At 60.8% G+C, this 23,135-nt stretch carries 24 protein-coding genes; 7 read left to right on the top strand and 17 right to left on the bottom strand.

Features of this window, described 5'->3' with window-relative positions:
• Window positions 1-66 precede the first annotated feature (66 nt).
• Window positions 67-816 carry a 4Fe-4S dicluster domain-containing protein gene (locus ACR0CA_RS13735; RefSeq protein ID WP_170783045.1) on the top strand — a complete coding sequence of 250 codons (750 nt, stop codon included), beginning with the start codon at window positions 67-69 and terminating at the stop codon, window positions 814-816.
• Entirely contained in the window at window positions 816-1,688 is an 873-nt protein-coding gene (locus ACR0CA_RS13730; RefSeq protein WP_170791156.1) for a dimethyl sulfoxide reductase anchor subunit family protein, read from the top strand. The genes ACR0CA_RS13735 and ACR0CA_RS13730 overlap by 1 nt, the downstream gene beginning before the upstream one ends.
• Window positions 1,689-1,785: 97 nt before the next feature.
• On the opposite strand, the gene dapA is transcribed toward ACR0CA_RS13730, so the two are convergent.
• Window positions 1,786-2,658 carry a 4-hydroxy-tetrahydrodipicolinate synthase gene (dapA, locus tag ACR0CA_RS13725; protein WP_480899623.1) on the bottom strand — a complete coding sequence of 291 codons (873 nt, stop codon included), beginning with the start codon at window positions 2,656-2,658 and terminating at the stop codon, window positions 1,786-1,788.
• Between the two features lie 134 nt (window positions 2,659-2,792).
• On the opposite strand from dapA, the gene ACR0CA_RS13720 reads away from it, so the two are divergent.
• Window positions 2,793-4,757: a lytic transglycosylase domain-containing protein gene (locus tag ACR0CA_RS13720; RefSeq protein ID WP_480505336.1), complete on the top strand. Its 1,965-nt coding sequence runs from the start codon at window positions 2,793-2,795 to the stop codon at window positions 4,755-4,757.
• Here ACR0CA_RS13720 and ACR0CA_RS13715 read toward each other — a convergent pair.
• Both ACR0CA_RS13715 and mnmC2 read right to left on the bottom strand, forming a co-directional pair.
• Window positions 4,731-5,600 (bottom strand): DMT family transporter, encoded by an 870-nt coding sequence (locus ACR0CA_RS13715; protein ID WP_480899621.1) that lies wholly within the window; start codon window positions 5,598-5,600, stop codon window positions 4,731-4,733. The genes ACR0CA_RS13720 and ACR0CA_RS13715 overlap by 27 nt on opposite strands.
• On the bottom strand, window positions 5,597-6,262 hold the full coding sequence (gene mnmC2 / locus ACR0CA_RS13710; protein ID WP_480899619.1) for a tRNA (5-methylaminomethyl-2-thiouridine)(34)-methyltransferase MnmC2: 666 nt from the start codon (window positions 6,260-6,262) through the stop codon (window positions 5,597-5,599). The genes ACR0CA_RS13715 and mnmC2 overlap by 4 nt, the downstream gene beginning before the upstream one ends.
• Window positions 6,263-6,317: 55 nt before the next feature.
• Here mnmC2 and ACR0CA_RS13705 point away from each other — a divergent pair, with 55 nt between their 5' ends.
• On the top strand, window positions 6,318-7,352 hold the full coding sequence (locus tag ACR0CA_RS13705; RefSeq protein WP_480899617.1) for an NAD(P)/FAD-dependent oxidoreductase: 1,035 nt from the start codon (window positions 6,318-6,320) through the stop codon (window positions 7,350-7,352).
• On the opposite strand, the gene ACR0CA_RS13700 is transcribed toward ACR0CA_RS13705, so the two are convergent.
• From ACR0CA_RS13700 to ACR0CA_RS13685, 4 genes are all read right to left on the bottom strand, one after another.
• Window positions 7,344-8,135 (bottom strand): HTD2 family dehydratase, encoded by a 792-nt coding sequence (locus ACR0CA_RS13700; RefSeq protein WP_480899615.1) that lies wholly within the window; start codon window positions 8,133-8,135, stop codon window positions 7,344-7,346. The two genes, ACR0CA_RS13705 and ACR0CA_RS13700, sit on opposite strands and share 9 nt — an antisense overlap.
• 39 nt (window positions 8,136-8,174) lie before the next feature.
• The gene (locus ACR0CA_RS13695; RefSeq protein ID WP_480552307.1) at window positions 8,175-8,717 is read right to left on the bottom strand and encodes an NADPH-dependent FMN reductase; all 543 of its coding nucleotides are present in this window, start codon (window positions 8,715-8,717) and stop codon (window positions 8,175-8,177) included.
• Window positions 8,718-8,829: 112 nt separating this feature from the next.
• Window positions 8,830-9,492 carry a YiaD family glycine zipper/OmpA-like lipoprotein gene (locus ACR0CA_RS13690; protein WP_480899613.1) on the bottom strand — a complete coding sequence of 221 codons (663 nt, stop codon included), beginning with the start codon at window positions 9,490-9,492 and terminating at the stop codon, window positions 8,830-8,832.
• Window positions 9,493-9,610: 118 nt separating this feature from the next.
• The gene (locus ACR0CA_RS13685) at window positions 9,611-10,303 is read right to left on the bottom strand and encodes a helix-turn-helix transcriptional regulator (protein WP_480899611.1); all 693 of its coding nucleotides are present in this window, start codon (window positions 10,301-10,303) and stop codon (window positions 9,611-9,613) included.
• A 102-nt stretch (window positions 10,304-10,405) separates the two neighbouring features.
• Here ACR0CA_RS13685 and ACR0CA_RS13680 point away from each other — a divergent pair, with 102 nt between their 5' ends.
• On the top strand, window positions 10,406-10,591 hold the full coding sequence (locus ACR0CA_RS13680) for a hypothetical protein (RefSeq protein ID WP_480899609.1): 186 nt from the start codon (window positions 10,406-10,408) through the stop codon (window positions 10,589-10,591).
• Here ACR0CA_RS13680 and ACR0CA_RS13675 read toward each other — a convergent pair.
• Complete coding sequence (locus ACR0CA_RS13675; RefSeq protein ID WP_480899607.1) at window positions 10,588-11,235, bottom strand: RluA family pseudouridine synthase; 648 nt, start codon at window positions 11,233-11,235, stop codon at window positions 10,588-10,590. The two genes, ACR0CA_RS13680 and ACR0CA_RS13675, sit on opposite strands and share 4 nt — an antisense overlap.
• Window positions 11,236-11,330: 95 nt before the next feature.
• On the opposite strand from ACR0CA_RS13675, the gene ACR0CA_RS13670 reads away from it, so the two are divergent.
• Both ACR0CA_RS13670 and ACR0CA_RS13665 read left to right on the top strand, forming a co-directional pair.
• Window positions 11,331-11,741, top strand: coding sequence for a nuclear transport factor 2 family protein (locus ACR0CA_RS13670; RefSeq protein ID WP_480899605.1), 411 nt, complete (start codon window positions 11,331-11,333; stop codon window positions 11,739-11,741).
• A 1-nt stretch (window position 11,742) separates the two neighbouring features.
• Complete coding sequence (locus ACR0CA_RS13665; protein WP_480899603.1) at window positions 11,743-12,447, top strand: SGNH/GDSL hydrolase family protein; 705 nt, start codon at window positions 11,743-11,745, stop codon at window positions 12,445-12,447.
• Here the strand turns inward: ACR0CA_RS13665 and rarD are convergent.
• From rarD to ACR0CA_RS13620, 9 genes are all read right to left on the bottom strand, one after another.
• On the bottom strand, window positions 12,438-13,343 hold the full coding sequence (gene rarD / locus ACR0CA_RS13660) for an EamA family transporter RarD (RefSeq protein WP_480899601.1): 906 nt from the start codon (window positions 13,341-13,343) through the stop codon (window positions 12,438-12,440). The two genes, ACR0CA_RS13665 and rarD, sit on opposite strands and share 10 nt — an antisense overlap.
• Before the next feature lie 256 nt (window positions 13,344-13,599).
• Window positions 13,600-16,053, bottom strand: coding sequence for a GcvT family protein (locus ACR0CA_RS13655; protein ID WP_480899599.1), 2,454 nt, complete (start codon window positions 16,051-16,053; stop codon window positions 13,600-13,602).
• 89 nt (window positions 16,054-16,142) lie between these two features.
• Window positions 16,143-17,087 carry a GlxA family transcriptional regulator gene (locus ACR0CA_RS13650; RefSeq protein WP_480899597.1) on the bottom strand — a complete coding sequence of 315 codons (945 nt, stop codon included), beginning with the start codon at window positions 17,085-17,087 and terminating at the stop codon, window positions 16,143-16,145.
• A 4-nt stretch (window positions 17,088-17,091) separates the two neighbouring features.
• Window positions 17,092-17,985, bottom strand: coding sequence for a homocysteine S-methyltransferase family protein (locus tag ACR0CA_RS13645; protein ID WP_480899594.1), 894 nt, complete (start codon window positions 17,983-17,985; stop codon window positions 17,092-17,094).
• A gap of 14 nt (window positions 17,986-17,999) precedes the next feature.
• A complete protein-coding gene (locus ACR0CA_RS13640; RefSeq protein WP_480899592.1) occupies window positions 18,000-19,052 on the bottom strand; it encodes a zinc-binding dehydrogenase in 1,053 nt (350 codons plus the stop codon).
• A 2-nt stretch (window positions 19,053-19,054) separates the two neighbouring features.
• Window positions 19,055-21,502 carry a GcvT family protein gene (locus ACR0CA_RS13635; RefSeq protein WP_480899589.1) on the bottom strand — a complete coding sequence of 816 codons (2,448 nt, stop codon included), beginning with the start codon at window positions 21,500-21,502 and terminating at the stop codon, window positions 19,055-19,057.
• A gap of 15 nt (window positions 21,503-21,517) precedes the next feature.
• Entirely contained in the window at window positions 21,518-21,898 is a 381-nt protein-coding gene (locus ACR0CA_RS13630; protein WP_480899588.1) for a GFA family protein, read from the bottom strand.
• A 4-nt stretch (window positions 21,899-21,902) separates the two neighbouring features.
• Window positions 21,903-22,526, bottom strand: a complete 624-nt coding sequence (locus tag ACR0CA_RS13625; RefSeq protein WP_480899586.1) for a LysE family translocator — start codon at window positions 22,524-22,526, stop codon at window positions 21,903-21,905.
• Window positions 22,527-23,126, bottom strand: coding sequence for a helix-turn-helix domain-containing protein (locus ACR0CA_RS13620; RefSeq protein ID WP_237218064.1), 600 nt, complete (start codon window positions 23,124-23,126; stop codon window positions 22,527-22,529).
• Window positions 23,127-23,135 lie beyond the last annotated feature (9 nt).

The raw sequence follows: 23,135 nt of genomic DNA, 5'->3' as shown, positions 1-23,135 counted from the left end.
TCCCGGGGAGCGCGAGGGGCTGGCCCCTCGCACCGACCCTCACCACCTACGCGGAGGTCAAAGCACATGACCCAGCTCCCCTCATCGACCGACCGCAAAATGGGCCTCGTCATCGACCTTGACACCTGCGTCGGTTGCCACGCCTGTGTGATCTCTTGCAAAGGCTGGAACACCGAAAACTACGGCGCGCCACTGTCGGATCAGGACGCCTATGGGGCCGACCCCTCGGGCACCTTCCTCAACCGCGTGCATTCCTACGAGGTGCGACCCGCTGAAGGTCCCGCACAACTCATCCATTTCCCCAAGTCTTGCCTGCATTGTGAGGATGCCCCCTGCGTCACCGTCTGCCCTACCGGGGCCAGCTATAAACGGGTCGAGGACGGGATCGTTCTGGTCAATGAAAGCGACTGTATTGGGTGCGGGCTATGTGCGTGGTCCTGCCCCTATGGCGCGCGCGAATTGGATCAGGCGGAGGGCGTGATGAAGAAATGCACCCTCTGCGTGGATCGCATCTATAATGAGAACCTGCCCGAGGTGGATCGCGTGCCGTCCTGCGTGCGCACCTGCCCCGCCGGCGCTCGTCATTTCGGAGACCTCGGCGACCCGGAAAGCGATGTCAGCAAGCTGGTCGCCGAACGCGAGGGCATGGATCTGATGCCCGAAATGGGCACCAAACCCGTCAACAAATACCTGCCGCCGCGACCCAAGGACCAGATTGAGGACCAGATCGACATCCTCGCCCCGCTTCTGGCCCCAGTCGCTGAAGAACCCAAAGGCTTCCTTGGTTGGCTCGATAAAACACTGGAGAAGCTCTGATGCATCCAGCCCCTTCCGTCATCATCTTCACCACACTTTCAGGCCTGGGATTTGGGTTGCTGTTCTTTCTGGGCCTCGGGATGCCTGACGTTTCGGGCTGGGTGGCCTTTGTGTTTTTTGTCATCGCCTACGGCCTGTCGGTCGGAGGGCTGATGGCCTCGACCTTCCACCTTGGCCACCCGGAACGGGCTTTGAAGGCATTCACCCAATGGCGTTCCAGCTGGCTCAGCCGTGAGGGTTGGTGTGCTGTGATCGCTTTGCTCGTGATGGGGCTTTATGCCATTGGTCTTGTTTTCTTTGGCCAGCGTTGGGGGCTTTTCGGCCTTATCGGCGCCGGATTCGCCTTGGCGACCGTTTTCACAACCTCAATGATCTATACCCAACTCAAAACGATCCCGCGCTGGAACATGAAACTGACACCAGCCATGTTTCTCAGCTTCAGCCTTGCTGGTGGGGCGCTCTTGGCGGGTCAGACGAGCCTCGCAGTTCCGCTTTTGCTGGCGGCGGCGTTTGTTCAGGCATTTTATTGGTGGCTAGGGGACAAAGCCTTTGCCACCTCTGGCACAGACCTTGGCACTGCCACCGGTTTGGGTGCACGCGGCGCGGTACGGGCCTTTGAACCGCCGCATACGGGAACCAACTACCTTCTGCGCGAATTCGTCTTTGTGGTGGGTCGCAAACACGCCGAGAAACTGCGCATCATCGCGTTTGTTCTGGCCTTCATGGTCCCGGTGTTACTGCTGGTTCTGCCGTTCAGCCATTTCTTTGCCGCCTTGGCGGTGTTGTCTCATTTGGCAGGAGTTGCGGTGTCACGCTGGTTGTTCTTTGCGCAGGCCGAACATGTTGTTGGGCTGTATTACGGCAAACGATAGGGCATGAGGGGGCCAGCCCCCTCTTGAGCGTGCGGCTCAATTCACCCCCGGGATATTTATGGCCAGATGAAGTTCGGACCCGGGTTGAGGCCCGGCGTTACAGCAGGCCCGCGTGTTTCATCGCAGCCTCGATCGCGGCTTTGGTGCTGTCTTCCAATTCCGTGAGCGGCGAGCGGACCTCGGTGCTGCACAAGCCCAGTTTGGACAGTGCGTATTTGGCACCGACAAGGCCGGGTTCGATGAAGATCGCCTCGTGCAGAGGCATCAGACGGTCCTGATAGTCCAGCGCCTTGGCATAGTCGCCCGCGAGCGTGGCCTGCTGGAACTCGGCGCAGAGTTTGGGGGCTACGTTTGCAGTAACCGAGATGCAGCCGACGCCGCCATGGGCGTTGAAGCCCAGCGCTGTGGCGTCCTCGCCCGACAACTGGCAGAAATCCGGACCGCAGGTGGCGCGTTGCTGGCTGACCCGCGCCAGATCGCCTGTCGCATCTTTGACGCCGATGATACCCGGCAGTTTTGCGAGTTCGCCCATGGTTTCGGGCGACATATCGATGACCGAACGACCCGGAATATTGTAGATGATGATCGGGATATCCGCGCATTCATGCAACGCGCGGAAATGTGCGATCAGCCCTTTTTGCGTGGGCTTGTTGTAGTATGGGGTCACGACAAGAGCCGCATCTGCCCCAACCGTTTGAGCAAATTGCACAAAGCGGATGGCTTCATCGGTATTGTTCGAGCCCGCCCCCGCGATCACCGGCACGCGACCAGCGGCAGCTTTGACGACCTCGGCCACGACGGTTTCGTGTTCATCGTGGCTGAGTGTGGGGCTTTCACCCGTCGTGCCTACAGGGACCAATCCGGTCGAGCCTTCCTGAATGTGCCACTCGACCAAGTGTTTGAGCGTATCCAAGTCCAACGCGCCGTTTGTGAACGGGGTGACGAGGGCTGGCATTGAGCCTTTGAACATGACACGCTCCTTGGTGTGCGGTTAGCAATTTTTTGCCTCGCGCGGCATCACAATCTTGGCGATGTGTGTTGATCCCGGCGGTGCAAGGTTTATCCTGAATGGCTCTATCCTTGGTTGGTTGGGAAATGCAAGGCATGACACGCGTTCTGGCGCTTTTGACAGCTGTGATTCTGATTTCATTCGGGCAAGCAAGGGCCGACGCGGTGGGTGATCTGCGCGCCGGGATGAATGAGATGCGCAAGGGTGATTGGAACGCAGCGTTGCGCGAATCCGGTGCACGAGGATCGGTGTCGCGCGATATCATCGTCTGGCATTGGCTGCGTGAAGGGTTCGGGACCTCGGGCGATGTACTGGTATTTCTGGATCGACGTCCTGATTGGCCTGGCCTGGCCTGGTTGCGGCGCAAGAGCGAGCCAGCCTTTACCGGGGCTGATCCCGACCGGGTGGTGAAGTTCTATGACGACCTCCCTCCGCAAACCGCTGAAGGGGCGCTGAACTACGCCGTGGCACTAAAGGCCAAGGGACGCACCGGGGATGCCGAGGCCGATATCGTGACCGCATGGCGGACCATGCCCATGGGGGCGGGTCTGCAAAAAAACTATCTTGAGAATTTTGAGGCGATGCTGCGGCCTCATCACACGGCACGGCTGGATCGGATGCTGTGGGATGGCCATCTGGTCAGTGCGGGGCAGATGCTGCCTTTGGTTAGTGCCGATCAGCGCAAGCTGGCCGTGGCGCGGATCGCCTTGCAAAAACGCCAGCCCGGCGTGGATGGCAAGGTTGCCGCAGTGCCTAAATCACTGGTGGATGCGCCTGGGCTGGCCTTTGACCGCTTTGTCTGGCGCGACAAGAAAGAGCTGGACGACAGCGCGATTGACCTGATGCTCGCGCGCTCGACCGGGCCCGATGCACTGGGTGAGCCCGACAAATGGGCCGAGGGCCGCCGCCGGCTGGCGCGGCTTGAGATGCGCAATGGCAGCGCGGCCAAAGCCTATGAAATCGCGGCCAATCACCATATGACGCCCGAAAATGGGTATGGCTATGCCGATCTGGAGTGGCTGGCCGGGTTTCTGGCGCTGCGGAAACTGAATGACCCGGCCACTGCGGTGCGGCATTTCCAGAATTTCTCGGATGCAGTGGCATCTCCGATCTCGAAAGGACGCGGCGGGTATTGGCTGGGGCGAGCCTACGCGGCGCTGGGCGATGCGGACAAGGCTTATGCGGCCTATGCGATGGGGGCGGACTATCAGACTTCATTCTATGGTTTGCTGGCGGCCGAACAGATTGGGCGTCCATTTGACAGCGAATTGGCGAACCCGCGCCGGGCACCACATTGGAAGCAGGCGGATTTTGCCGATTCCAGCGTGTTAGAGGCCGGTTTATTGCTGTTGCAGGCTGGTGAGGACAACCTGTCGGAACGGTTCCTGACTCATCTGGTCGAAAGCCTGGACTCCACGCAAGCCAACCAACTGGGCGATTTGGCCATTGAACTGAAAGAACCCCATCTGGCCGTAATGATTGCCAAGCGCGCGGCCACAGTGGGCATTGTTTTGCCTGCGGCCTATTACCCGGTGCATCCGGTGGCTGATCTGGGTCTTCCGATGGCCAAAGAGATGACGCTGGCCATTGCCCGTCGCGAAAGCGAATTTGACCCCGTCGTGATTAGCGGCGCAGGTGCGCGGGGACTGATGCAGGTGATGCCCGCCACCGCCCAGAACGTGGCGCGGAATCTGGGCATCCTTAGCGGGCACAAGACCTCGAGCCTCACGTCGGACTGGCAGTATAACGCCAAGCTGGGGGCGAATTACCTGTCCGGTCTGGCCGAGGACTTCAACGGCAATGTGGTGATGATGGCGGCTGGCTATAACGCCGGGCCGGGCCGTCCGATCTCGTGGATGGAACGCTATGGCGACCCGCGGGCAGGCGAGATTGACGTGGTCGACTGGATTGAGACCATCCCCTTCAGCGAAACCCGTAACTACGTGATGCGCGTGGCGGAAAGCTTGCCGGTTTACCGCGCACGGCTGGGGCAGCCCGCCCTGCCGGTGCCGTTCTCGCAAGAGCTGACGGGTTCAACCCTGGCGGCGTTCGCGCCATAGGGTAAAGAGGCCCGCCGCAACGACCAAAGCTGCGCCCAGAATGACCTCGGCGCGCAGGGCTTCGCCAAAGATCGAGATACCGATGATAGCGGTCCAGACCAGATGAAAATAGGCAAAAGGTTGCACCGCGCTGGCCTCGGCCAGCTCATAGCATTTGATCAATAGCCAGTGACCCGAGACACCTCCGACGCAAAGCAGTAACATCCACGCCCAATCGGCACGGGCCATCGGCTCCCAGAACCACATGCCGACCAGGGTCATCGCCACTGCCCCGGCTATGCCGGTCCAAAAGAAACTGGTGGCCGCAGTGTCCTTGCGGGCAGCATAGCGGGTCAGCAGGCCATACAACGCAAACAGAAAGGCCGAGATCAGCGGCGCGATGGCCCACGGGTTGAACACGCCCATCCCCGGTTGCAGGATGATCAGAACGCCGACGCACCCCACCCCGATCGCCAGCCAACGTCGCCAGCCAACCTTTTCGCCCAGAACCGGCCCGCTGAGCGCTGCCACCAACAGCGGATAGCAGATGAACACCGCCATGCTGTCGATCAGGCCCAGCACTGTAAAGGCGAACACGGCCACGCAAACCTCGACCGCGAGCAAGACGCCCCGGAAGACCTGCAAGCCCAACTGGCTGGTCTGTGCCGCTGCCTTTAGCCCTCCGGGCGCGCGTGCGGCCAATGCGATCACAAAAGCCGCAAAGAACCAATAGCGGATCATGACGACCATGTAGGTGTTGTAGGTCGCCGCCAGATGGCGCGAGATCCCGTCCTGCAACGCAAACACAACCGTCGCCGCGATCATCAGCGCGATACCGGCGCGGATATTGTTCTGCTGGCTCATTCCTTCACCGCGCGGGTCATGTGACGTTTGCGGCCATATCCGGGGGCTCGGGCCACGGTGAAGCCCGCATCGGCCAGTCCGCGCCGAACAAATCCGGCCGCCGTATAGGTCGCCGCAGTGCCGCCTTTGGCCGTGTGATCCGCCACCTGTTGCATCAGGTCTGAGCCCCATAGTTCAGGGTTTTTGGCAGGCGAGAACCCGTCTAGAAACCACGCATCCGCTTGCCCGGACCACGCAGGCAGAGTCTTCCGCGCATCGCCTTCGATCACCTCCAGCCGCAGGGTGCTCAGATCACAAGCCCCACCCTGCCATGCGCTTAGAAACCGCTCGGCCCACGGGGTCAGATCGGGAAAGGCGTCCAGCGCGCGGGCCATGTCATCGCGACCCACGGGGTAGGCCTCGAAACTGGTGAAACTCAGCGGGGTTGTCTGGCCCGAGATCTCCCACGCAGACCAGACCGTCAGCATGTTCAGCCCGGTGCCGAATCCCAGCTCGGCTATGCGGAACCCCGGCGCGAACCGTGCAGGCAGATCATTGCCCGCCAGAAAGACATGCCGCGTTTCCTCCAGACCGTTCTGGAGCGAGAAATAGGGATCGTCGAAACGGTCCGAGACGGGGATCTGCCCGTCCCGCCATGTCAGTTCGGCACGCTGGTCTGCCATCGGGGAATCCTGTAGCTAAGCGGCGCGACACTGAACAAGGAAATGAGGTTTGGCAATGGTCGATGTGACGGTGCGGGGCGCGGGTATCTTTGGCCTGTCCATCGCTTGGACCTGCGCCCGACGTGGCGCCAAGGTGCAGGTGGTGGACCCGTTTGGCCCCGGCGCAGGCTCCAGCGGCGGGTTAGTGGGTGCGCTGGCCCCGCATGTGCCCGAGAACTGGAACGCCAAGAAAGCCTTTCAATTCGACAGCCTGATCATGGCGGAGCCGTTCTGGACGCAGGTTGAGGCCACGGGCGGCGTCTCGCCCGGTTATGGGCGATTGGGGCGGCTGCAACCCATCGCGGATCAACGCATGTTGGAACTGGCCCACGCTCGCGCGGTGACAGCGGCCGAACTATGGCAGGGTCGGGCCGAGTGGCGTGTGGTCGAGACCACTGAAGTAGGCGCATGGTGCCCGCCCAGCCCCACTGGTTTTGTGATCCACGACACGCTCAGCGCGCGGATGCACCCGCGCCGGGCCTGTGCCGCGTTGGTCGCTGCGTTGCAGGTGATGGGTGTGCATGTGCAGTCCGATGCGCCCGACGCGGGGCAGGTTGTCCACGCCACCGGCTTGGCGGGTTTACACGAGCTCAATAACGCCTTGGGCAAGACGGTCGGCAATGGCGTAAAAGGACAAGCCGCCCTTTTGCGATTTGATGCCGGAGAGGTGCCGCAGCTTTTTGCCGATGCCATTCACCTCGTCCCCCATGCGGATGGCACGCTGGCGATTGGGTCGACCTCGGAACGTGATTATGACGATCCAACCAACACCGATGATGCACTGGACGACGTATTGGACCGCGCCATCCGGGCTGTGCCGCTGCTGCACGGGGCCGAGGTAATCGAACGCTGGGCCGGGGTTCGCCCACGCAGCAAAAGCCGCGCCCCGATGTTGGGGGCACATCCGCTGCATCATGGAAAGTTCATCGCCAACGGAGGGTTCAAGATCGGCTTCGGCATGGCCCCGAAAGTGGCCGAGGTCATGGCCGATCTGATGCTTGAGGGGCGCGACACCATCCCTGATGATTTCCGCCCCGAAGCGTCACTCTGACCGGCGATGCGCCTCGGCCTGCATACATAGACGCCCGTCGGGGCCGCACACCCACAGGTCGGATCCGTTCCGGCACAAGGTTGCGGTTTCGAAATGCATCAGCGGCGACGACGCCCGGAAGGAAAACCGCGCCAAAGGTCCCATCTGTGCCTCGGCAAACAGCATCAGCAACTGCGCCAATAGCGGGCCGTGAACGACCAGCCCCGCATATCCTTCGACATCGCGCGCGTAATCCAGATCATAGTGGATACGGTGGCCATTGAAGGTCAGGGCCGAGTATCGAAACAGCAACGTGGTGTCGAAGGCGACTTGCTGCGTCTCGGTCTCATCTGTCCGCGCCTTCAGGGGTGTGGGGGCCGGGCCAGTTGGGTCTTCGCGGTAGACCAGATCCTGCCATTCGGTCAAGCACAGCCTGCCCCGCTGCGAGATCTCATGGCGCAGTGTCACAAATCCCAAAGGCCCGCTGCGTCCGGTTTTCCGCGCGGTGCTTTCGCAGACAGAGCGACGCTCGGCCCGCTCACCGGCGACCAGAGGGGTGTGGAAGCTCAGCCGCCCACCCGCCCACATACGGCGTGGCAGGCCCATATCGGGGATCAAGCCGCCCCGTTTCGGATGGCCGTCGCGACCCAGTCCTTGTGGCGGCTCGGTCGTCCAGAAGTAAAGCTGATGGAAAAAAGGCGGCAGCACCGTGTCTGCCGAGATGGAGGGCTTCTGACCCAGCGCGGCCTGCATCGCACAGGCGCGCACCGGGTCGATCATATCAGTCTGGATGTCCTGTTGCATGGGGCCAGACTAGGCATCCGGCCCGTCCCGAACAACCGTTCAGAGACCTGCTTCGGCGCGCAATTTTTGCATCAGGCTCCGCAGCATGTTCTCGTACCTGTCGCTGCGTAGCCGGCCAGCCTCGTCAAACTCATTCGAGCTGTCTGCCAGATGGAATTCGGGCCCTTGTAGAATGCGCGGCTGAAACGGCACCATAAAGCCGCGCAGCACCATCTGGGCGCGCTCACCCCCGGCGCGACCTGCGGCAGCCGACATCACGGCAACCGGCTTGTCAGCCCATGGTTTTGTCTTGGTGCGGCTTACCCAATCCAGCGCGTTCTTTAGAACACCCGACGGCCCTTTGTTGTATTCCGGGGTCGAGATAATCACCGCATGGGCCTGCGCGATCTGGTCGGACAGTGTTTGAACCGCTGGGGGAATACCCTCATGCGCCTCCAGATCACCATCATAAAGGGGAAGGTTCAGGTCAGCGTCAATGAAAGTGCCCGCCTCGAACAGGCGTGCCGCCTCGTGCAGCAGCTTGCGGTTGGTGGCGTCTTTGCGCAATGAGCCAGAGAGGCCCAGCAGGATCGGTTCGGACATGAGGAAACTCCGGGTTGTTCGTTTCCTTTTAGTTAGTCCAAGAATGCTGCGCGCCAAAGCATGGTTGACGCGCAGTCACTGTGCATAAATCGCTCTTATCAGAGCGGCCCCGTCAGTTGGGCGTGATCTCGATATCTACGCGTCGGTTTTGCGCTTTGCCCGCAGCGGTCAGGTTCGATGCGATCGGGCGGCTTTCACCCAGACCGATGGTGGTGATCCGCGATCCGTTCACGCCGTTGGCCTGCAGGATATCCGCGACCGAGCGTGCACGGCGTTCGGACAGACCCTGATTATACGACGCCTCACCATCGCTGTCGGTATGGCCGATCACCTCAACATTCGAGTTGGGGTATTTGTTCAGGTTCTGCCCGACCTTCACCAGATCGGCCCGCAGCGCCGGACGCACCGTAGCGCTGTCGGTGTTGAACGTGATGTCGTTTGGCACAGTTACGATCAGGCGGTTACCGGCATTGACGATGATGATACCGTCATTGGCCAGCTGCTGGCGCAGCTCTGCGGCCTGTTGGTCCAGCTGGTTACCAATCAGGCCGCCGCCAGCGGCCCCGATGGCTCCACCGGCCAATGCGCCCAACAAGGGGTCGGAATCATTGGCAATCGCGCCAACGCCTGCGCCAACCAGACCACCCAGAATCGCGCCTTGCTTGGCGTTTTGGTTGGGATCAGCGGGCAGGTTCAGCGTACCGGGGTCCGTACAGGCCCCCAAAACCAAAGCCGAGCTAAGCCCGGCGACAACAAAAAACTTGGAAATCGTCATAAGTTCACCTTCTGCTCTGGCGCCCGTTTGCCGGGGCCACGTTCTTTCCCGCATTATATCGCGCCGCTTGAACGCAGGCTCAAGCAACAATCGGGTGAACGTGGCGGGATCACGCCGTTCAGTGCGGTGGCGTGGGATCAGTCCAAGGGTCCTGTTCCTGCCAGATCGCGCGCAAAGGCGCGCCTTGCCCGCAAAAGTGATCCTCGGTCGGGGCGCAGGCCCAGATGCGGTCGGTGCGGAAATGGCGAAACCCGTTGCGCAGCTCGCACCATGCCGCCAGCATGGTGCATTCGATGTGATAGATCAGCGCGACAGGCCGCACGATACGTTCGGTCCGCTGGCCTTCGGCGTTCACATAGGTGATGCGCAGTTTGCGTTCCGAACGGATCGCCTCACGGTAATTGACAATCGGGACACATCCCTTGGCAGGGTCATCCATTGGCGCGCCCCAGGGGGCCACTTGCAGCCAATCCGCAGGCGCACGCAGGGCTTCGATCTTGCGACACACCCGGTCGGCAGCCTGCTGCAGGGTACTGTCACCCGTCCGGGTCAGCATCGACAACCCAACCCACAGGGCCTCAACCTCTTCGGCGTCGAAATTCAGCGGCGGCAGGTCATACCCGCGCCGCATTATGTAACCGACCCCGGCTTCGCCCTCGATCGGAGTGCGTTGCGCCTGAAGCGCGGCGATGTCGCGGTACACCGTACGCACCGACACTTCGAGCTTTTCGGCCAGCGCCTCGGCTGTGACCGGCGCGTCTGTGGCGCGCAGGATCTGGATGATTTCAAACAAGCGGGTCGAGCGGCGCATCGGCGTCTCCGGGGTTGATCTGCTGACACCTTAACACAGCCCCCTGACAAGGTGGTGTCAGCAGTGAGCCGCCAGATTGGACCTGCAACAAAGGAGGTCCCCATGCCAAGCCGCGACAATCATGTGATGATGACACTGCAATTGGGCCCATGGTCCCAAGGCCACAGGCTGCGCGCCTTCGAGATCGAGCGCGAGATCATGGCCGCGCGCCAACCGTGCGCCCCGCGTCGGCGCAAAAGGCGATTATCCCTTGGGAACTTGAAACTGCTATGGGTTGGGCTGTTCTAAAAGTCTGCCTTGGCTCGAAACTTCATCGATGCGCCTCCATCGGGGCTTTTTAGCCTTAACTCCTCGGAATGCAGCATCAGGCGCGGGAAGTCCCGCGCCGGACCCTCGGCATAAAACGGGTCACCTAGAATGGGATGGCCCAACGCCTGCATATGCACCCGCAACTGGTGCGAGCGGCCGGTTTTCGGAAACAGCCGGATGCGGGTCGTCTGACCCTCATGTTTTACCACGCGCCAGTCGGTCACGGCGGGCTTGCCGGTTTCATGACACACCATCTGGCGCGGACGATTGGGCCAATCGACAATCAGCGGTAGGTCAACGGTGCCGGTCTTGTCAGCAACCTGCCCCCAGACGCGGGCGACATAGGTCTTGCGGGTCTGACGCTTTTCGAACTGCATACTCAGATGACGCTGCGCATGGGGCGTCTGCGCAAATACCATCACACCCGACGTATCCCGATCCAGCCGATGCACCAACAGCGCCTGCGGGAACGCGGCCTGAACCCGCGTCAGCAGGCAATCGGCCAGATGGTCACCTCGCCCTGGCACGGATAGCAGCCCCGAAGGCTTGTTGACCACGATCAGGTGGGCATCTTCGTGCAGCACATCTAAGGGTGTCAGGGGGGGATCATAGGCGTCGCTCATGCGCGCCTGCCTATCCTACAGCGCAACCTCCCGCAACGTCGGCCTTGCCTGAACTCAACAGTTCAGCAAATCTGGCCCAAAGCGGAGGAGAACACATGCACCCCACAATCGCCCGCATGCAAGAGGTCGTCGCCAAAGGGGACGAAACCCTGATCCATGAATTGCTGGCCGAGGACGTGCGCTTCTCGCCCCCAACCTACTACAGCACATGGTCTGGTCGCGAACCCGTGGCCGCGGTGCTGGGGCATGTGGGGCAGGTGTTTTCTGATTTCCGCTATCGCCGGATCATGGGAGAGGGCAAGGACTGGGCGCTGGAATTCCAATGCAAGGTCGGAGAACTGGATGCGGTGGGTGTCGACCTGATCACACTCAGCGACGACGGCCTGATTCAGGAATTCGAGGTCGTCATGCGCCCCTACAAAACCATTGGCGCTCTGCGCGAAGCGATGATGTCCCGTGTTATGACCGACGCGCGGTTCCTCAAGTTCAAAGACGCGCTCAGCTAAGATGCCCTTCGCCGCCGATCAATTGCTGCGGGTCCCGCTGCTGCCGGTCTTGGCGGCACAAGGGCTGGCCGTGCGGCGGAACGCGCGGCTGCTGCCTGAACCGACAGGCCCCCGCGCCGGGCGTTTCGGCCGCGGTCCGCGTCTGCGCTTGCTGATTGCAGGCGACAGTTCGGCCGCTGGGGTGGGCGCTGGTACGCAAACGCAAGCCCTGTCAGGGTGTCTGGTTCGCAATCTATCCCGTCACTACTGCGTCGAATGGCGGCTGGAGGCCACCACCGGCCACATGACACAAGACACGATCGCTCGACTGGAAAGGCTGGATGATCCCTTCGACATGGCAATCACGGCCTTGGGCGTCAACGACGTGACCCGTCTTGTCTCTGCGAAGGTCTTCGCAGACCGGCAGGCCCGGTTGATGGAACTGTTGACTGGCCCATTGGAGGTACGACGCGTTGTTGTGACGGCGGTTCCACAGATGCACCGCTTTCCCGCGTTGCCCCACCCTCTGGCCTGGGTGCTGGGCCAACAGGCAGCCAGATTAGATCAGGCGCTACAAGGCGTCGTCGCACAATATCCCGAGGCCCGGCACTTGATTCTGGACTTGCCGGATGACCCGGCACTGGCCGCGCCAGATGGCTATCATCCCAGTCCCAAGACTTATGAAATATGGGCCGATTCCGCAGCCCGGCTGCTCCGTCAGGCCTGAGCGCGCATCTGCCGGATCATCGGGATGGAGTAGATCGCAAGCGCTGCCCAGATCAGAGGAAAGGCTATCATGCGGCCCCTGTCAATCTGCTCGCCGAAAACCACAACGGCAGTGATGAAGATCATGGTTGGGGCGATGTATTGCAAAATTCCCATCGTCGAAAGGCGTACGAGTTTGGCCCCGTTTGCGTAGACCAGCAGCGGGATCGCTGTCACAACACCGCAACCCAGCAATAGCATTGTGTCTGAGATCACGTCCCCAAAATGCCCGGCGCCTTGCGCTCCAAGCCATGTGACATAAGCCAGTGCCGGAATCAGCAGGATCAGCACCTCAAGCAGGAAACCCTGATTAGGCCCAATCGGCAAAGAGCGTTTGAAAAAGGCGTAAAAGCCCCAGCTCACGGTCAATCCCAAGGCGGCCCAAGGCAGGCTTCCTGCCTGCCAGATCAGAGTCAACACACCCGCTGCAGCAAGACCCACCGCAACAATTTGCATTCTGCTCAAAGGTTCTCTCAGCAAAACCGCGCCCAGCGCGATGCTGAACAATGGGTTGATGTAGTAGCCCAAGGCCGCGTCCAGCGCGTTCCCACTGGCTATCGCCCAAACATAGATCGCCCAATTCACCGAAATCAATGCTGCTGTCAGGCACGCCATACCCAACATTTTCGGGTCTCGCAAAGCGGCCTTCAAGTCCCGCGTTCGCCCCAACACAATTAACAAAGCCCCGGCAACTGGCACCGACCAGATGATCCGATGCGCCACAATCTCGACCGGCCCAATATGCGCCATTGCCTTCATGTAAAGGGGCAGAAAACCCCATAGTACATAAGCCGTTACGGCCAGTGCCAATCCCTTGGGCGTATCTTCTTTCTTGGGCGGTACGGGGGTATCTGCCACAATGGCTCTCCTGGTGCTATCAGGAGTCTCTAAGGCAAAACGAGCCACGTTGGGAAGCTCGTAAACCGTGAAGAACCCCATCAGGAATTCTGATACGTCGTAAAAAAGTCAACGAATTGACAAGCGAGGCTCTGCCTCGCGCTCCGAGATATTTATAGCCAGATGAAGAGCGGATCCTCTGCTTCATCTGGCTATAAATATCCCGGGGGAGTCGTCCGGAACGGGCGGCGGGGGCAGCGCCCCCTTTTTCCACGCTTCAAACCTTTACTCGGTCCGATTTGGGATCATACATCGGTTTCAGCGAAGCTTCGGCTTTGACCTTTACACCACAAACGTCGATCTCATAACTGGAGTTCAGAACGTCCGCAGCCTTTTCTCTGGCGCAGGGTACATAGCCCAAACCGATAGCGCCGCCCAATGTGTGGCCATAGTTGCCAGAACTCAGATATCCCACGTATTCGCCGTCGCGTAGGATGGGTTCGTTGTGGAACAGCAGTGGTTCTGGGTCAGCCAGCTTGAACTGGACCAACCGGCTTTGTGGTCCGGTTTCCTTTCGTGCGATCACTGCCTCGCGTCCGATGAAGTCGCAGCCCTTGTCGGTTTTCACGGCAAAGCCCAGCCCGGCATCGACCACATGATCCTCGCAGGTAATGTCGTGGCCGAAATGGCGGAAGCCTTTCTCGATCCGACATGAATCCATCATGTGCATGCCACATAACTTCAGACCCATATCCTGCCCGGCCTCGTGGAGGGTTTCGAATACATGCCCCGCCATGTCGGAAGAGACGTAGATCTCCCACCCCAGCTCGCCCACATAGGTGACGCGATGCGCGCGGGCGAGGCCCATGCCGATCTCGATCTCTTGCGCTGTGCCAAACGGGTTGGCCGCGTTCGAGAAATCGGCAGGCGAGACTTTTTGCAGCAACGTGCGTGCGTTGGGACCCATGACGGCCAGAACGCCCTCGCCTGCCGTGACATCAGTGATGACCACGTTGAACCCACCCGCGTGGCGTTGCATCCAGGTTTGATCGGCCAAGCGCGTGGCTGCGGGGGTGACCACCAGATAGGCGGTCTCGTTCAGACGGGTGACGGTCACGTCTGCCTCGATCCCACCGGTGCGGTTCAGGAACTGGGTGTAGACGATCTTGCCATTGGGCACGGAGTAATCGCCACCTCCAATGTAGTTCATGAACGCCTCGGCATCCGGCCCTTCGACGCGGATTTTGCCGAAAGAGGACATGTCATACATGCCGACATTCTCACGCACCGCGCGGTGTTCGGCGGCAGAGTTTTCGAACCAGTTCTGACGTTTCCAGCTATAGTGGTATTCGCGTTCCTGACCTGCATTGGCGAACCAGTTGGCGCGCTCCCACCCGGCCAGTTCACCCATGACGGCACCGTGTTCCAGCAGGAGATGGTGGAACGGCGTGCGCCGCACGCCACGCGCGGTGGCCTTTTGGCGATAGGGGTAATGGTCGGCGTAAAGCAGGCCCAGCGTTTCCTTTGACCTTTCAAACAGATACTTCTTGTTGCCCTGAAACGGCTGCATCCGACTGATATCCACATCGCCCAGATCAAACGGCTTCTCACCGCTATCCATCCACTCGGCCAGCGCCATGCCTGCGCCGCCTGCGGATTGGATACCGATCGAGTTGAACCCGGCAGCGACCCAGACATTGTCCATCTCAGGCGCGAGGCCCAGATGATAGGCGTCGTCGGGCGTGAAGGATTCCGGCCCGTTGAAGAAGGTATGAATCCCCGCCTCGGCCAGCATTGGCATCCGATTGACCGCCGCCTCAAGGATCGGCTCAAAGTGGTCGAAATCCTCGGGCAACTGGTCAAACTCGAAACTGTCGGGGATGCCCTCCATCGCCCAGGGTTTTGCGTTGGGTTCAAACGCGCCCAGCAGGATTTTACCCGCGTCTTCCTTGTAATAGGCGCACTCATCCGGCACGCGCAGAACCGGCAGCTGGGTCAGGCCGTCAATGCCTTCGGTCACGATATAGAAATGCTCACACGCGTGCAGCGGGACGTTCACGCCTGCCATGCGCCCGACCTCATGCCCCCACATGCCCGCGCAATTCACCACCATATCGCATTCGATATGGCCCGAGGCGCTGCCGTCATCGGCAATCCAGTCAACGCCCGTGACTGTACGCCCCTGCTTGACGATCTCGGTGACTTTCACCCGTTCCTTGACGATCCCGCCGCGTTGCCGCGCGCCCTTGGCCAGCGCCAGTGCGATATTGGCCGGGTCGCCCTGCCCGTCCAGCGGCAGATAGACCGCGCCCTTGACGTCTTCGACATTCAGATGTGGGTACATCTCCTTGACGCGCTCGTTCGAGATTTCTTCGACCTCGACCCCAAAGGCGCGGGCCATGGCAGCCTGACGATAGATCTCTTCCTTACGCTCCTCGGTCAGCGCCACGGTGATAGAGCCGCAGCGTTTGAACCCCGTGGCAACACCGGTTTCTTCTTCGAGCGAGCCGTAAAGTTCCTGACTATATTTCGCCAGTTTGGTCATGTTCGCCGTCGCCCGCAGCTGTGCGATCAGACCGGCGGCATGCCATGTGGTGCCGCTGGTCAGCTGCTTGCGCTCCAGCAGAACGACATCACTCCAGCCCTTCTTGGTCAGGTGATATGCGACCGAGCATCCGATGACGCCGCCGCCGATGATGACCACACGGGCCTTTGGGGGAAGATCAACCATCCTGAAATCTCCGCACTGTCAGGTTTGGGCCAAAATGCCACGAAGGATCGACAATAAATGCACCAAAAGCGTCACAAAACGAGTAATTTTCACCGATGTGCCGCGCGCTTTTCGCGACGCAGAACAAAGGGCGTGACGCCGAAAAAACTTTTGTAGACCGAGGAAAACCCGTTTGGGAATCCACAGGCAAGGCCGATCTCGCGCACGCTCATGGTGGTATTGAGCAGCAGGTTATTGGCCTTGGCCAGCCGCATCTCGCGGTAGAAACCGTTGGGGGTGGTGCCGAAGAAGGTCTTGAACTTCCGCTCAAGCGAGCGGTTGGACAGATGCAGTTCCTCGACGATCTGATGGATCGGCAGGGGATCTTCGATATTGGCCTGCATCAGCTTGATGCACTGGTCCAGTTTGGCATCCCCGGTGGCGGTCAAACGCGAGCCGGAAAACGGCTGCATCGAAGAAAAATCGCGGATGTTCTCGTGCAACATGATATCGGCCACGGTCATCTTGGCGGGCCCCGAGATGTGACGGCCAATCACCGACAGCGCCACATCCGTCGTCGCCTCCATCCCCGCGCAGGTGACGACGGCGCCTTGCTGGGTGGCGATGGAGAGCTTGGCCTCGAACCGGGCGCCGCGTTCGCGCAGGAATGAGGCGTTTTCCCAATGGGTTGCCATATCCTCGGTCCCGTGTTCGTCGATGTAACGACTGGCGGCTTCGGCCAGCAGAAACACCTGTGCGCCGCGATATGTGTAATCCGAAACCACGCGGCCCAGCGAAAGGTCGGGATGGTCAGGGTCGGTATTGCCGATGACAAACAGGTAATCCGCCTTGGGCTGGGTGCAGACAGCCTCGGTCTGGATCATCGCATCGCTGCTGGAATGGATCGGTCCACCCTTCAGCGACTTATACGCATAGGTAAAGGGCGGGTGCGGGCAGACGCGATTGGCCAGCCGCAGCACCTCGACCAGCGACGCCAGTTCCAGCAGCACATAGCCGGGGGCGACGAGGATATCGAAATGCTGCTGACCCGCCATCGCCCTAGACGATCCGGTGTCGGGCGGCGTGCAGCGCGTGGGCCAGCGCCTCGATATGATCGGGGCCGACCTCGCAGCAGCCGCCGACAATGGTGGCCCCGTGTTCGACCCACTTCATCGCGAAATCGGCATAGGCTTCCGGGGTCAGGTCACGACGTTCTTCCAGCGCATCAACAGTGGGGGCGTCTTCCAAAAACCCTTGCGTGATGCCAGTGAAGCCATTGGCATAGGCCCCGTAAGGGCGGCCCATCGTTTCAAGGATCATTAGCGCGGGCATCACCGATTCCGGGCGAGTACAGTTGATCAGAACCGCATCGGGCGCGAAGCGATCGACCAGCGGCGCAACCTGCGCCAGATGCTCACCCGAACGCAGGCGGGTGCCGTCATTGTCCATCACTGACAGCGCCAGCCAGACGGGTTTGGTTGCGCTTTCCGTCCCGCGCAACGCGCCTTCGGCCTCTTGCAGGGACGAGACGGTTTCCAGCAGGAATAGGTCCACCCGGTCGTTCATCATCTGCACCAGTTCGGAAAATTTCACCGCTGCATCGTCTACATCGGGCTTCAGGTCTGGTCTGTACGACGCCAGCAGAGGCCCCAGCGCCCCCGCAATCCGTTTGTGGCGTGATCCGCGCGCACGTTCGGCCTGGGTCAACGCTTGGTCAATCAGATGAGGCAGTTGATCCTCGATCCCTTCCCGCACCAAGCGCGAGCGGTGGATGGCATAGGTATTGGTGGTGGCAACCGTCGCGCCCCGTTGGAAGTAATCCGCGTGGACCTGACCCACCAGGTCGGGTTGGTCGATCATCACGCGCGTCGACCACAGAGGTGTGGGTTTTTCGCCGCCGCGTTTGACCAATTCCTGCCCGATCGAGCCGTCCAACAGGGTTATATCCGCCATAGCCTTACCTTTCCTCAGGGAATGAGAACCAGTTTTCCCGCAAATGCTTTGGACTGAAAGTCCTCTTGCGCTTTGGCGATATCTCTTAGCGGATAGGTTTTTGAGATCAAAGGTTTGATCCGGCCTGCGTTCATAAGTTCAACCAATCGTCCGAAAACCTCGAACGCCTGATGAGTGCAGCCGTGGATGGTGATGTCGCGCAAATATACGTCGCGCAGATCGGCCTGAACGATGGGTCCGGCGATGGCACCGGATACCGCATACTGCCCGCCGGGTTTCAGCGACAGGATCAGGTTGGGCCACGCGGGGCCGCCGACCACGTCAATCACCACATCGAACATGTCTTTCGGCAAGGGCGCGTTACGATCGAACGTATCCGTTGCCCCCTGGTCCTTTACCACCTCAGCCTTGGCTGGACCGGTGACGCCCCACACGGTCGCCCCGCGCAGTCGGGCCAGTTGCACGGCGGCCAGTCCGACCCCGCCCGAGGCCCCGGTGATCAGAACCTCGTGGCCTGCAGTCACGCCTGCGCGGGTCAGCAGGTTTTCCGCCGTGCCAAAAGCACAGGGGATGGCAGCGATCTCGGCATCCGACAGCGGTGAGGCCGAGACGTCATACAGGTCCGACGCCTCAACCAAACAATATTGCGCGAAGGCCCCGTCAATCTCGGACCCCAGCGCGATAAACCCGGTCGGGTTGCCGGGGCGTGGGCGCGGCAGGTTGATCGGGCAGGTTACACGCTGGCCGGGTTGGAACCCAGTCTCGGGTCCGGCAAGTTCAACGATGCCGCACAGATCGCCGCCCTGAATGCGCGGGAACTCAAGCGCACCGCCCCAACCGCCCGCGTCGACCTCCTGATCCACAGCATCTGTCGCGCCGGTCACATCCGAGGAATACCAGCCGACGCGCGTGTTGATGTCGGTGTTGTTCACCCCGGCTGCCGCGACCCGGACCAGAACCTGACCGGGTCCGGGTTGCGGCACGGGAATATCCGCGCGAAATTCCAGCGCCTCGGGCCCGCCGTGGCGGGTTAGGTGAACGCCCTGCATAACGCGCGGAACAGCCATGGTCAGGCCCGCAGCCGGTTGTTGGCCGGATCCCAGAGGGGTTGATCCTCTTGCACCACAGCGGGGTATTTCTGACCGTAGATTTCGACCTCCAACGCGGTGCCCGGATTTGCCAGTTCCGACTTGATCATGCCCAGCGCGATGGATTTGCCCACGCGATAGCCCCATGCGCCGGACGTCGTCTCACCCACGATCTGATCGCCTTGCCAGATGCAGGACATATAGGGCGCGTCGCAGTCACCTGCCTCGACCGTCAGAGTCACGAACGACTTCTTCACCCCCTGCTGCTTTTCATTCAGGATCGCGGCCTTGCCGGGGAAATCCTGCGGCTTGTCTAGTTTGACAAAACGCCCAAGCCCGCCTTCCAACAGCGAGTAATCGGTGGACAGATCGCCCTTCCACGCGCGGTAGCCTTTTTCGATCCGCAGCGAGTTCAGCGCATACATGCCAAACGGCGTGGCACCAGCCTCAAGGATCGCGTCATAGATCGCAGGCATGTCGTCGTTCAGAGCGTGAACCTCCCAACCCAGTTCGCCAGCAAAGGATACGCGGATCAGATAGGCGGGTTTCCCTGCCACAGTGGCGGCCTGATGGGTCAGCCAGCCCAGCGACAGGTCGGCATCGGTCAGACCCGACAGGATCTCACGCGATTTTGGGCCGGTGACGATCAGCGTGTCGCGTGTGGTGGTCACATCCTCGACACTGACACCTGAGGGCATCGCATTCACCAGAATGTCCCGGTCATGCCATTGCGCGGTGGCGGCGGTGATCATGACGAACTCATCCTCACCCAGACGCAGGCAGGACATTTCGGTCAGGATGCGGCCCCGGTCGTCGGCGATATAGACCAGATTGATCCGGCCCACCTTGGGCAGACCACCCGTCACCAGCCCACGCAGCGCCTCGGCCGCGCCTTCCCCCTTGACCATGAAGCGCGAGAAACCCGGCAAGTCCAGCACGCCGCAGTGATCGCGCACGGCCTCGCATTCTTCCTTGATCCGCTGCGCCCACGGGCCGGATCGGGCCCATGTATGCGTCGCGTCCAGCGAGGTGTCATCGCCCGGCTTGGCGAACCAGTTGGCACGCTCCCAACCGTTATAGGCGCCCATCACGCCGCCCAGTTCCTTGATCTTGTCATGGACCGGAGACAGCTTTTTGTCGCGCGCCGCAGGCCATTCATGATGCGGGAAGTGCATGGCGTATTCGTTGCCGTAGACCTCCATGCCCTTCTGGTTGCAGTAGTCCTGATCGGTGTAATCGGTGTAGCGGCGGGGATCGACGGCCCACATATCCCATTCGGTCGCGCCATCGACGATCCATTCGGCCAGCACCTTGCCGGCCCCCCCGCCCTGCGCGATGCCGAAGGTGAAGGTGTGCGCCTCGAACGCGTTCGTCACGCCGGGCATCGGCCCGATCAGAGGCAAACCGTCCGGCGCATAGGGGATCGGTCCGTTGATCACCCGACCCACGCCCGAAGTTGCCATCAGCGGCACCCGCTCCATCGCGTCAGTGACGATGTCTTCGATACGGTCCAGATCGTCGTTCCACAGCTGGAAGCTGAAATCCTCAGGCATCGGATCGTCTTCGGTCATCCAATGGCCCTTGCAGTTGGGCTCATACGGGCCAAGGTTAAAACCGTTCTTTTCCTGCCGCAGATAGTACGAGATATCCACGTCGCGCAGCAGCGGCAGCTTACCACCATTTTCCTTCGACCATGCCTCGACCTCGGGGATTTCATCGGTCAACAGGTATTGGTGGCTCATGACCATCGCAGGCACCGTGCGCCCACCAAAGGGTTTGAACCATTCACCTACACGCTGCGCATAGTACCCGGCGGCGTTGACCACATAGTCACAGGCAATGTCGCCCTTTTCGGTGTGAACGGTCCATGTGCCATCGTCGTGCTGTGTCACCCCGGTTGCGGGGCAGAAACGGATGATCTTTTGCCCCATGTCCCGCGCGCCTTTGGCCAGAGCCTGCGTGAGCTGCGCCGGGTCAATGTCGCCGTCGGTCGGATCATACAGAACGCCCTCAAGATCATGGGTTTCAAGGAAGGGATAGCGCTCTTTGGCCTCTTCTGCTGTCCACATCTCCATCGGGATGCCCTGATAGCGGCCCATGGACAGGGCGCGTTCGAACTCCTGCATCCGTTCCTTGCTATGCGCCAGTCGGATCGAGCCCGAGACGTGGTAGTTCATCGGGTAATCGACCTCATCCGCCAGCCGCGAATACAGCTCGGTCGAGTAGCGCTGCATGTTCATGATCGCCCATGAGGTCGAAAAGGTCGGCACATTGCCCGCCGCGTGCCACGTCGAGCCCGCTGTCAGTTCGTTCTTTTCCAGCAGAACGCAGTCGGTCCAGCCCTTCTTGGCCAGATGGTAAAGCGATGAACAGCCGACGACGCCGCCGCCGATGATGACCACACGGGCCTTGGTTGGAAAATTACTCATGGTTTTGCTTCCCTGTTAGTATGCCCGCTGGGGCAGATCGTCCTGAATATCGTAGTAGTCGCCCTTGTCGGCGACGAAGATATGTTGGGCGAGTTTCAGCCCGGTGGGCTCATCCAAAGACCCTACCGAAACCGCAATCGTGTCCTCATCATTGTGCTGCCAAAACAGGAACGAGCCGCAGGCGCTGCAAAAGCCGCGCTTGGCGATGTCCGAGGCGCGATACCAGCCCAACGTCTCTCTGGAGGTAAAGTTGAGGTTGTCTTCATGCGTCTCGCAGGAGGCCCAGAGATGCCCAGATTGCCTGCGGCATTGGCCGCAATGGCAAGCATTGGGTGCGGCGAGGTCTCCGTCAATGGTGAACGCCACCTTGCCGCAGAGGCAGGAACCGGTGTGCATGTCTTTACCCCCTTGCTGTAGGCGTTGCGCTGGTACCCAGCAACACGCCGTAGATGATGAAACAGGTCGCCATCACGCGGCGGACCCAGATGTTGAACACAGCCCCCAGCGCAGCCTTGCCCATCAGCGCGCCCAGCAAGGTGAACCCGGTATAGCTGAGCGTTGTGATGACCAACGCGGTGGGCATGATCACTCCCATCTGCTGCCAGACCGGAACCTCGGGTTGAACGAATTGCGAAAACGCCGCCAGATACCCGGCCACGCTTTTGGGATTGATGGTCGCCACTGCCAGTGCGTACAGATAGACGTGGCGCGCGGGTCGCTCGGACGCGGGCGCGGGTTTGCTGGCATTGATCCAGCCGCGGATGCCCATCCAGATCAAGAACCCCGCGCCGATCAGTTTGGCGATGAAAAACCCGGTGGGTGACGCCGCGATCAGCGCCGTGACGCCCAGCGCGGACAGGATCAAAAAGGCGCTGGCCTGTGTCAGGATCGCCAGCACGCCCAACATAGCCCTGGCAAAGGGCAGGCTCATTCCGTTTGAGATGCAATTGACCGCATTCGGCCCCGGTGTGGTGACGAACACCACCCAGAACAGAGCGAATATGGTCCAAGCCTCGAAGCTCATTCAATACACCGGCGGGGCGATGACCCAGATGGCCACGGCGGGCTCATCATAGGGGTTCGCCCAGTGATAGGGTTCGTGTTTGATACGGAAACTGTCGCCCGGCCCGACCGAGAACTGCCGTCCTCCAATCGTTAGGTCCAACCGCCCCGAGATCATATAGCCCACCTCTTGCGTCGGACGATTGGCAGGGGTCTGCATCTGCGAGCGGGGCTCGAAGGTGGAATGCACCATCTCAAAATCATCGGTCAGATCGGGTGAGAGCAATTCCTCGATCAGTCCTTCCTCACCCGATCCCATTGGACGGCGCGAGCCTGCGCGGACGACATATCCCTGTTCGGCCGCCGGGGCGGCAGAATGGGCAAACAGCATCGACATGGGCACGCCCAGACAATCGGCCATCTGTCGCAGGTCCGAGATGGACGGGTCAGACATATCCCGCTCGACCTGGCTCAGCCAGCCGACCGAGCGGCCCAACCGCGCCGCGATCTCGCTCAGCGTCAGTCCGCGCGCTTTGCGCAAGGCGCGGATATCGGCACCGAGGGTCGCGCTTTGGGGGGCCTGCGAGTTCAATTGCCGCTCCGCGTTGTCGTGAAATTTCATCCCTGTTTT

It is taken from the genome of Ruegeria sp. F12 (assembly GCF_056533885.1).
This window is presented reverse-complemented; position numbering and strand designations above follow the sequence as displayed.

Excerpts from the sequence above, each read along its gene's own strand:
- dapA (WP_480899623.1), bottom strand. The coding sequence starts at position 2,658 with ATGTTCAAAGGCTCAATGCCAGCCCTCGTCACCCCGTTCACAAACGGC.
- ACR0CA_RS13650 (WP_480899597.1), bottom strand. The coding sequence starts at position 17,087 with ATGGCGGGTCAGCAGCATTTCGATATCCTCGTCGCCCCCGGCTATGTG.
- ACR0CA_RS13675 (WP_480899607.1), bottom strand. The coding sequence starts at position 11,235 with ATGAGCGACGCCTATGATCCCCCCCTGACACCCTTAGATGTGCTGCAC.
- ACR0CA_RS13730 (WP_170791156.1), top strand. The coding sequence starts at position 816 with ATGCATCCAGCCCCTTCCGTCATCATCTTCACCACACTTTCAGGCCTG.
- ACR0CA_RS13630 (WP_480899588.1), bottom strand. The coding sequence starts at position 21,898 with ATGCACACCGGTTCCTGCCTCTGCGGCAAGGTGGCGTTCACCATTGAC.
- ACR0CA_RS13705 (WP_480899617.1), top strand. The coding sequence starts at position 6,318 with ATGGTCGATGTGACGGTGCGGGGCGCGGGTATCTTTGGCCTGTCCATC.
- ACR0CA_RS13695 (WP_480552307.1), bottom strand. The coding sequence starts at position 8,717 with ATGTCCGAACCGATCCTGCTGGGCCTCTCTGGCTCATTGCGCAAAGAC.
- ACR0CA_RS13670 (WP_480899605.1), top strand. The coding sequence starts at position 11,331 with ATGCACCCCACAATCGCCCGCATGCAAGAGGTCGTCGCCAAAGGGGAC.
- ACR0CA_RS13625 (WP_480899586.1), bottom strand. The coding sequence starts at position 22,526 with ATGAGCTTCGAGGCTTGGACCATATTCGCTCTGTTCTGGGTGGTGTTC.
- ACR0CA_RS13715 (WP_480899621.1), bottom strand. The coding sequence starts at position 5,600 with ATGAGCCAGCAGAACAATATCCGCGCCGGTATCGCGCTGATGATCGCG.
- ACR0CA_RS13680 (WP_480899609.1), top strand. The coding sequence starts at position 10,406 with ATGCCAAGCCGCGACAATCATGTGATGATGACACTGCAATTGGGCCCA.
- ACR0CA_RS13620 (WP_237218064.1), bottom strand. The coding sequence starts at position 23,126 with ATGAAATTTCACGACAACGCGGAGCGGCAATTGAACTCGCAGGCCCCC.
- ACR0CA_RS13655 (WP_480899599.1), bottom strand. The coding sequence starts at position 16,053 with ATGGTTGATCTTCCCCCAAAGGCCCGTGTGGTCATCATCGGCGGCGGC.
- ACR0CA_RS13635 (WP_480899589.1), bottom strand. The coding sequence starts at position 21,502 with ATGAGTAATTTTCCAACCAAGGCCCGTGTGGTCATCATCGGCGGCGGC.
- ACR0CA_RS13720 (WP_480505336.1), top strand. The coding sequence starts at position 2,793 with ATGACACGCGTTCTGGCGCTTTTGACAGCTGTGATTCTGATTTCATTC.
- ACR0CA_RS13665 (WP_480899603.1), top strand. The coding sequence starts at position 11,743 with ATGCCCTTCGCCGCCGATCAATTGCTGCGGGTCCCGCTGCTGCCGGTC.
- ACR0CA_RS13640 (WP_480899592.1), bottom strand. The coding sequence starts at position 19,052 with ATGGCTGTTCCGCGCGTTATGCAGGGCGTTCACCTAACCCGCCACGGC.
- ACR0CA_RS13645 (WP_480899594.1), bottom strand. The coding sequence starts at position 17,985 with ATGGCGGATATAACCCTGTTGGACGGCTCGATCGGGCAGGAATTGGTC.
- mnmC2 (WP_480899619.1), bottom strand. The coding sequence starts at position 6,262 with ATGGCAGACCAGCGTGCCGAACTGACATGGCGGGACGGGCAGATCCCC.
- ACR0CA_RS13735 (WP_170783045.1), top strand. The coding sequence starts at position 67 with ATGACCCAGCTCCCCTCATCGACCGACCGCAAAATGGGCCTCGTCATC.
- ACR0CA_RS13700 (WP_480899615.1), bottom strand. The coding sequence starts at position 8,135 with ATGCAACAGGACATCCAGACTGATATGATCGACCCGGTGCGCGCCTGT.
- ACR0CA_RS13685 (WP_480899611.1), bottom strand. The coding sequence starts at position 10,303 with ATGCGCCGCTCGACCCGCTTGTTTGAAATCATCCAGATCCTGCGCGCC.
- ACR0CA_RS13690 (WP_480899613.1), bottom strand. The coding sequence starts at position 9,492 with ATGACGATTTCCAAGTTTTTTGTTGTCGCCGGGCTTAGCTCGGCTTTG.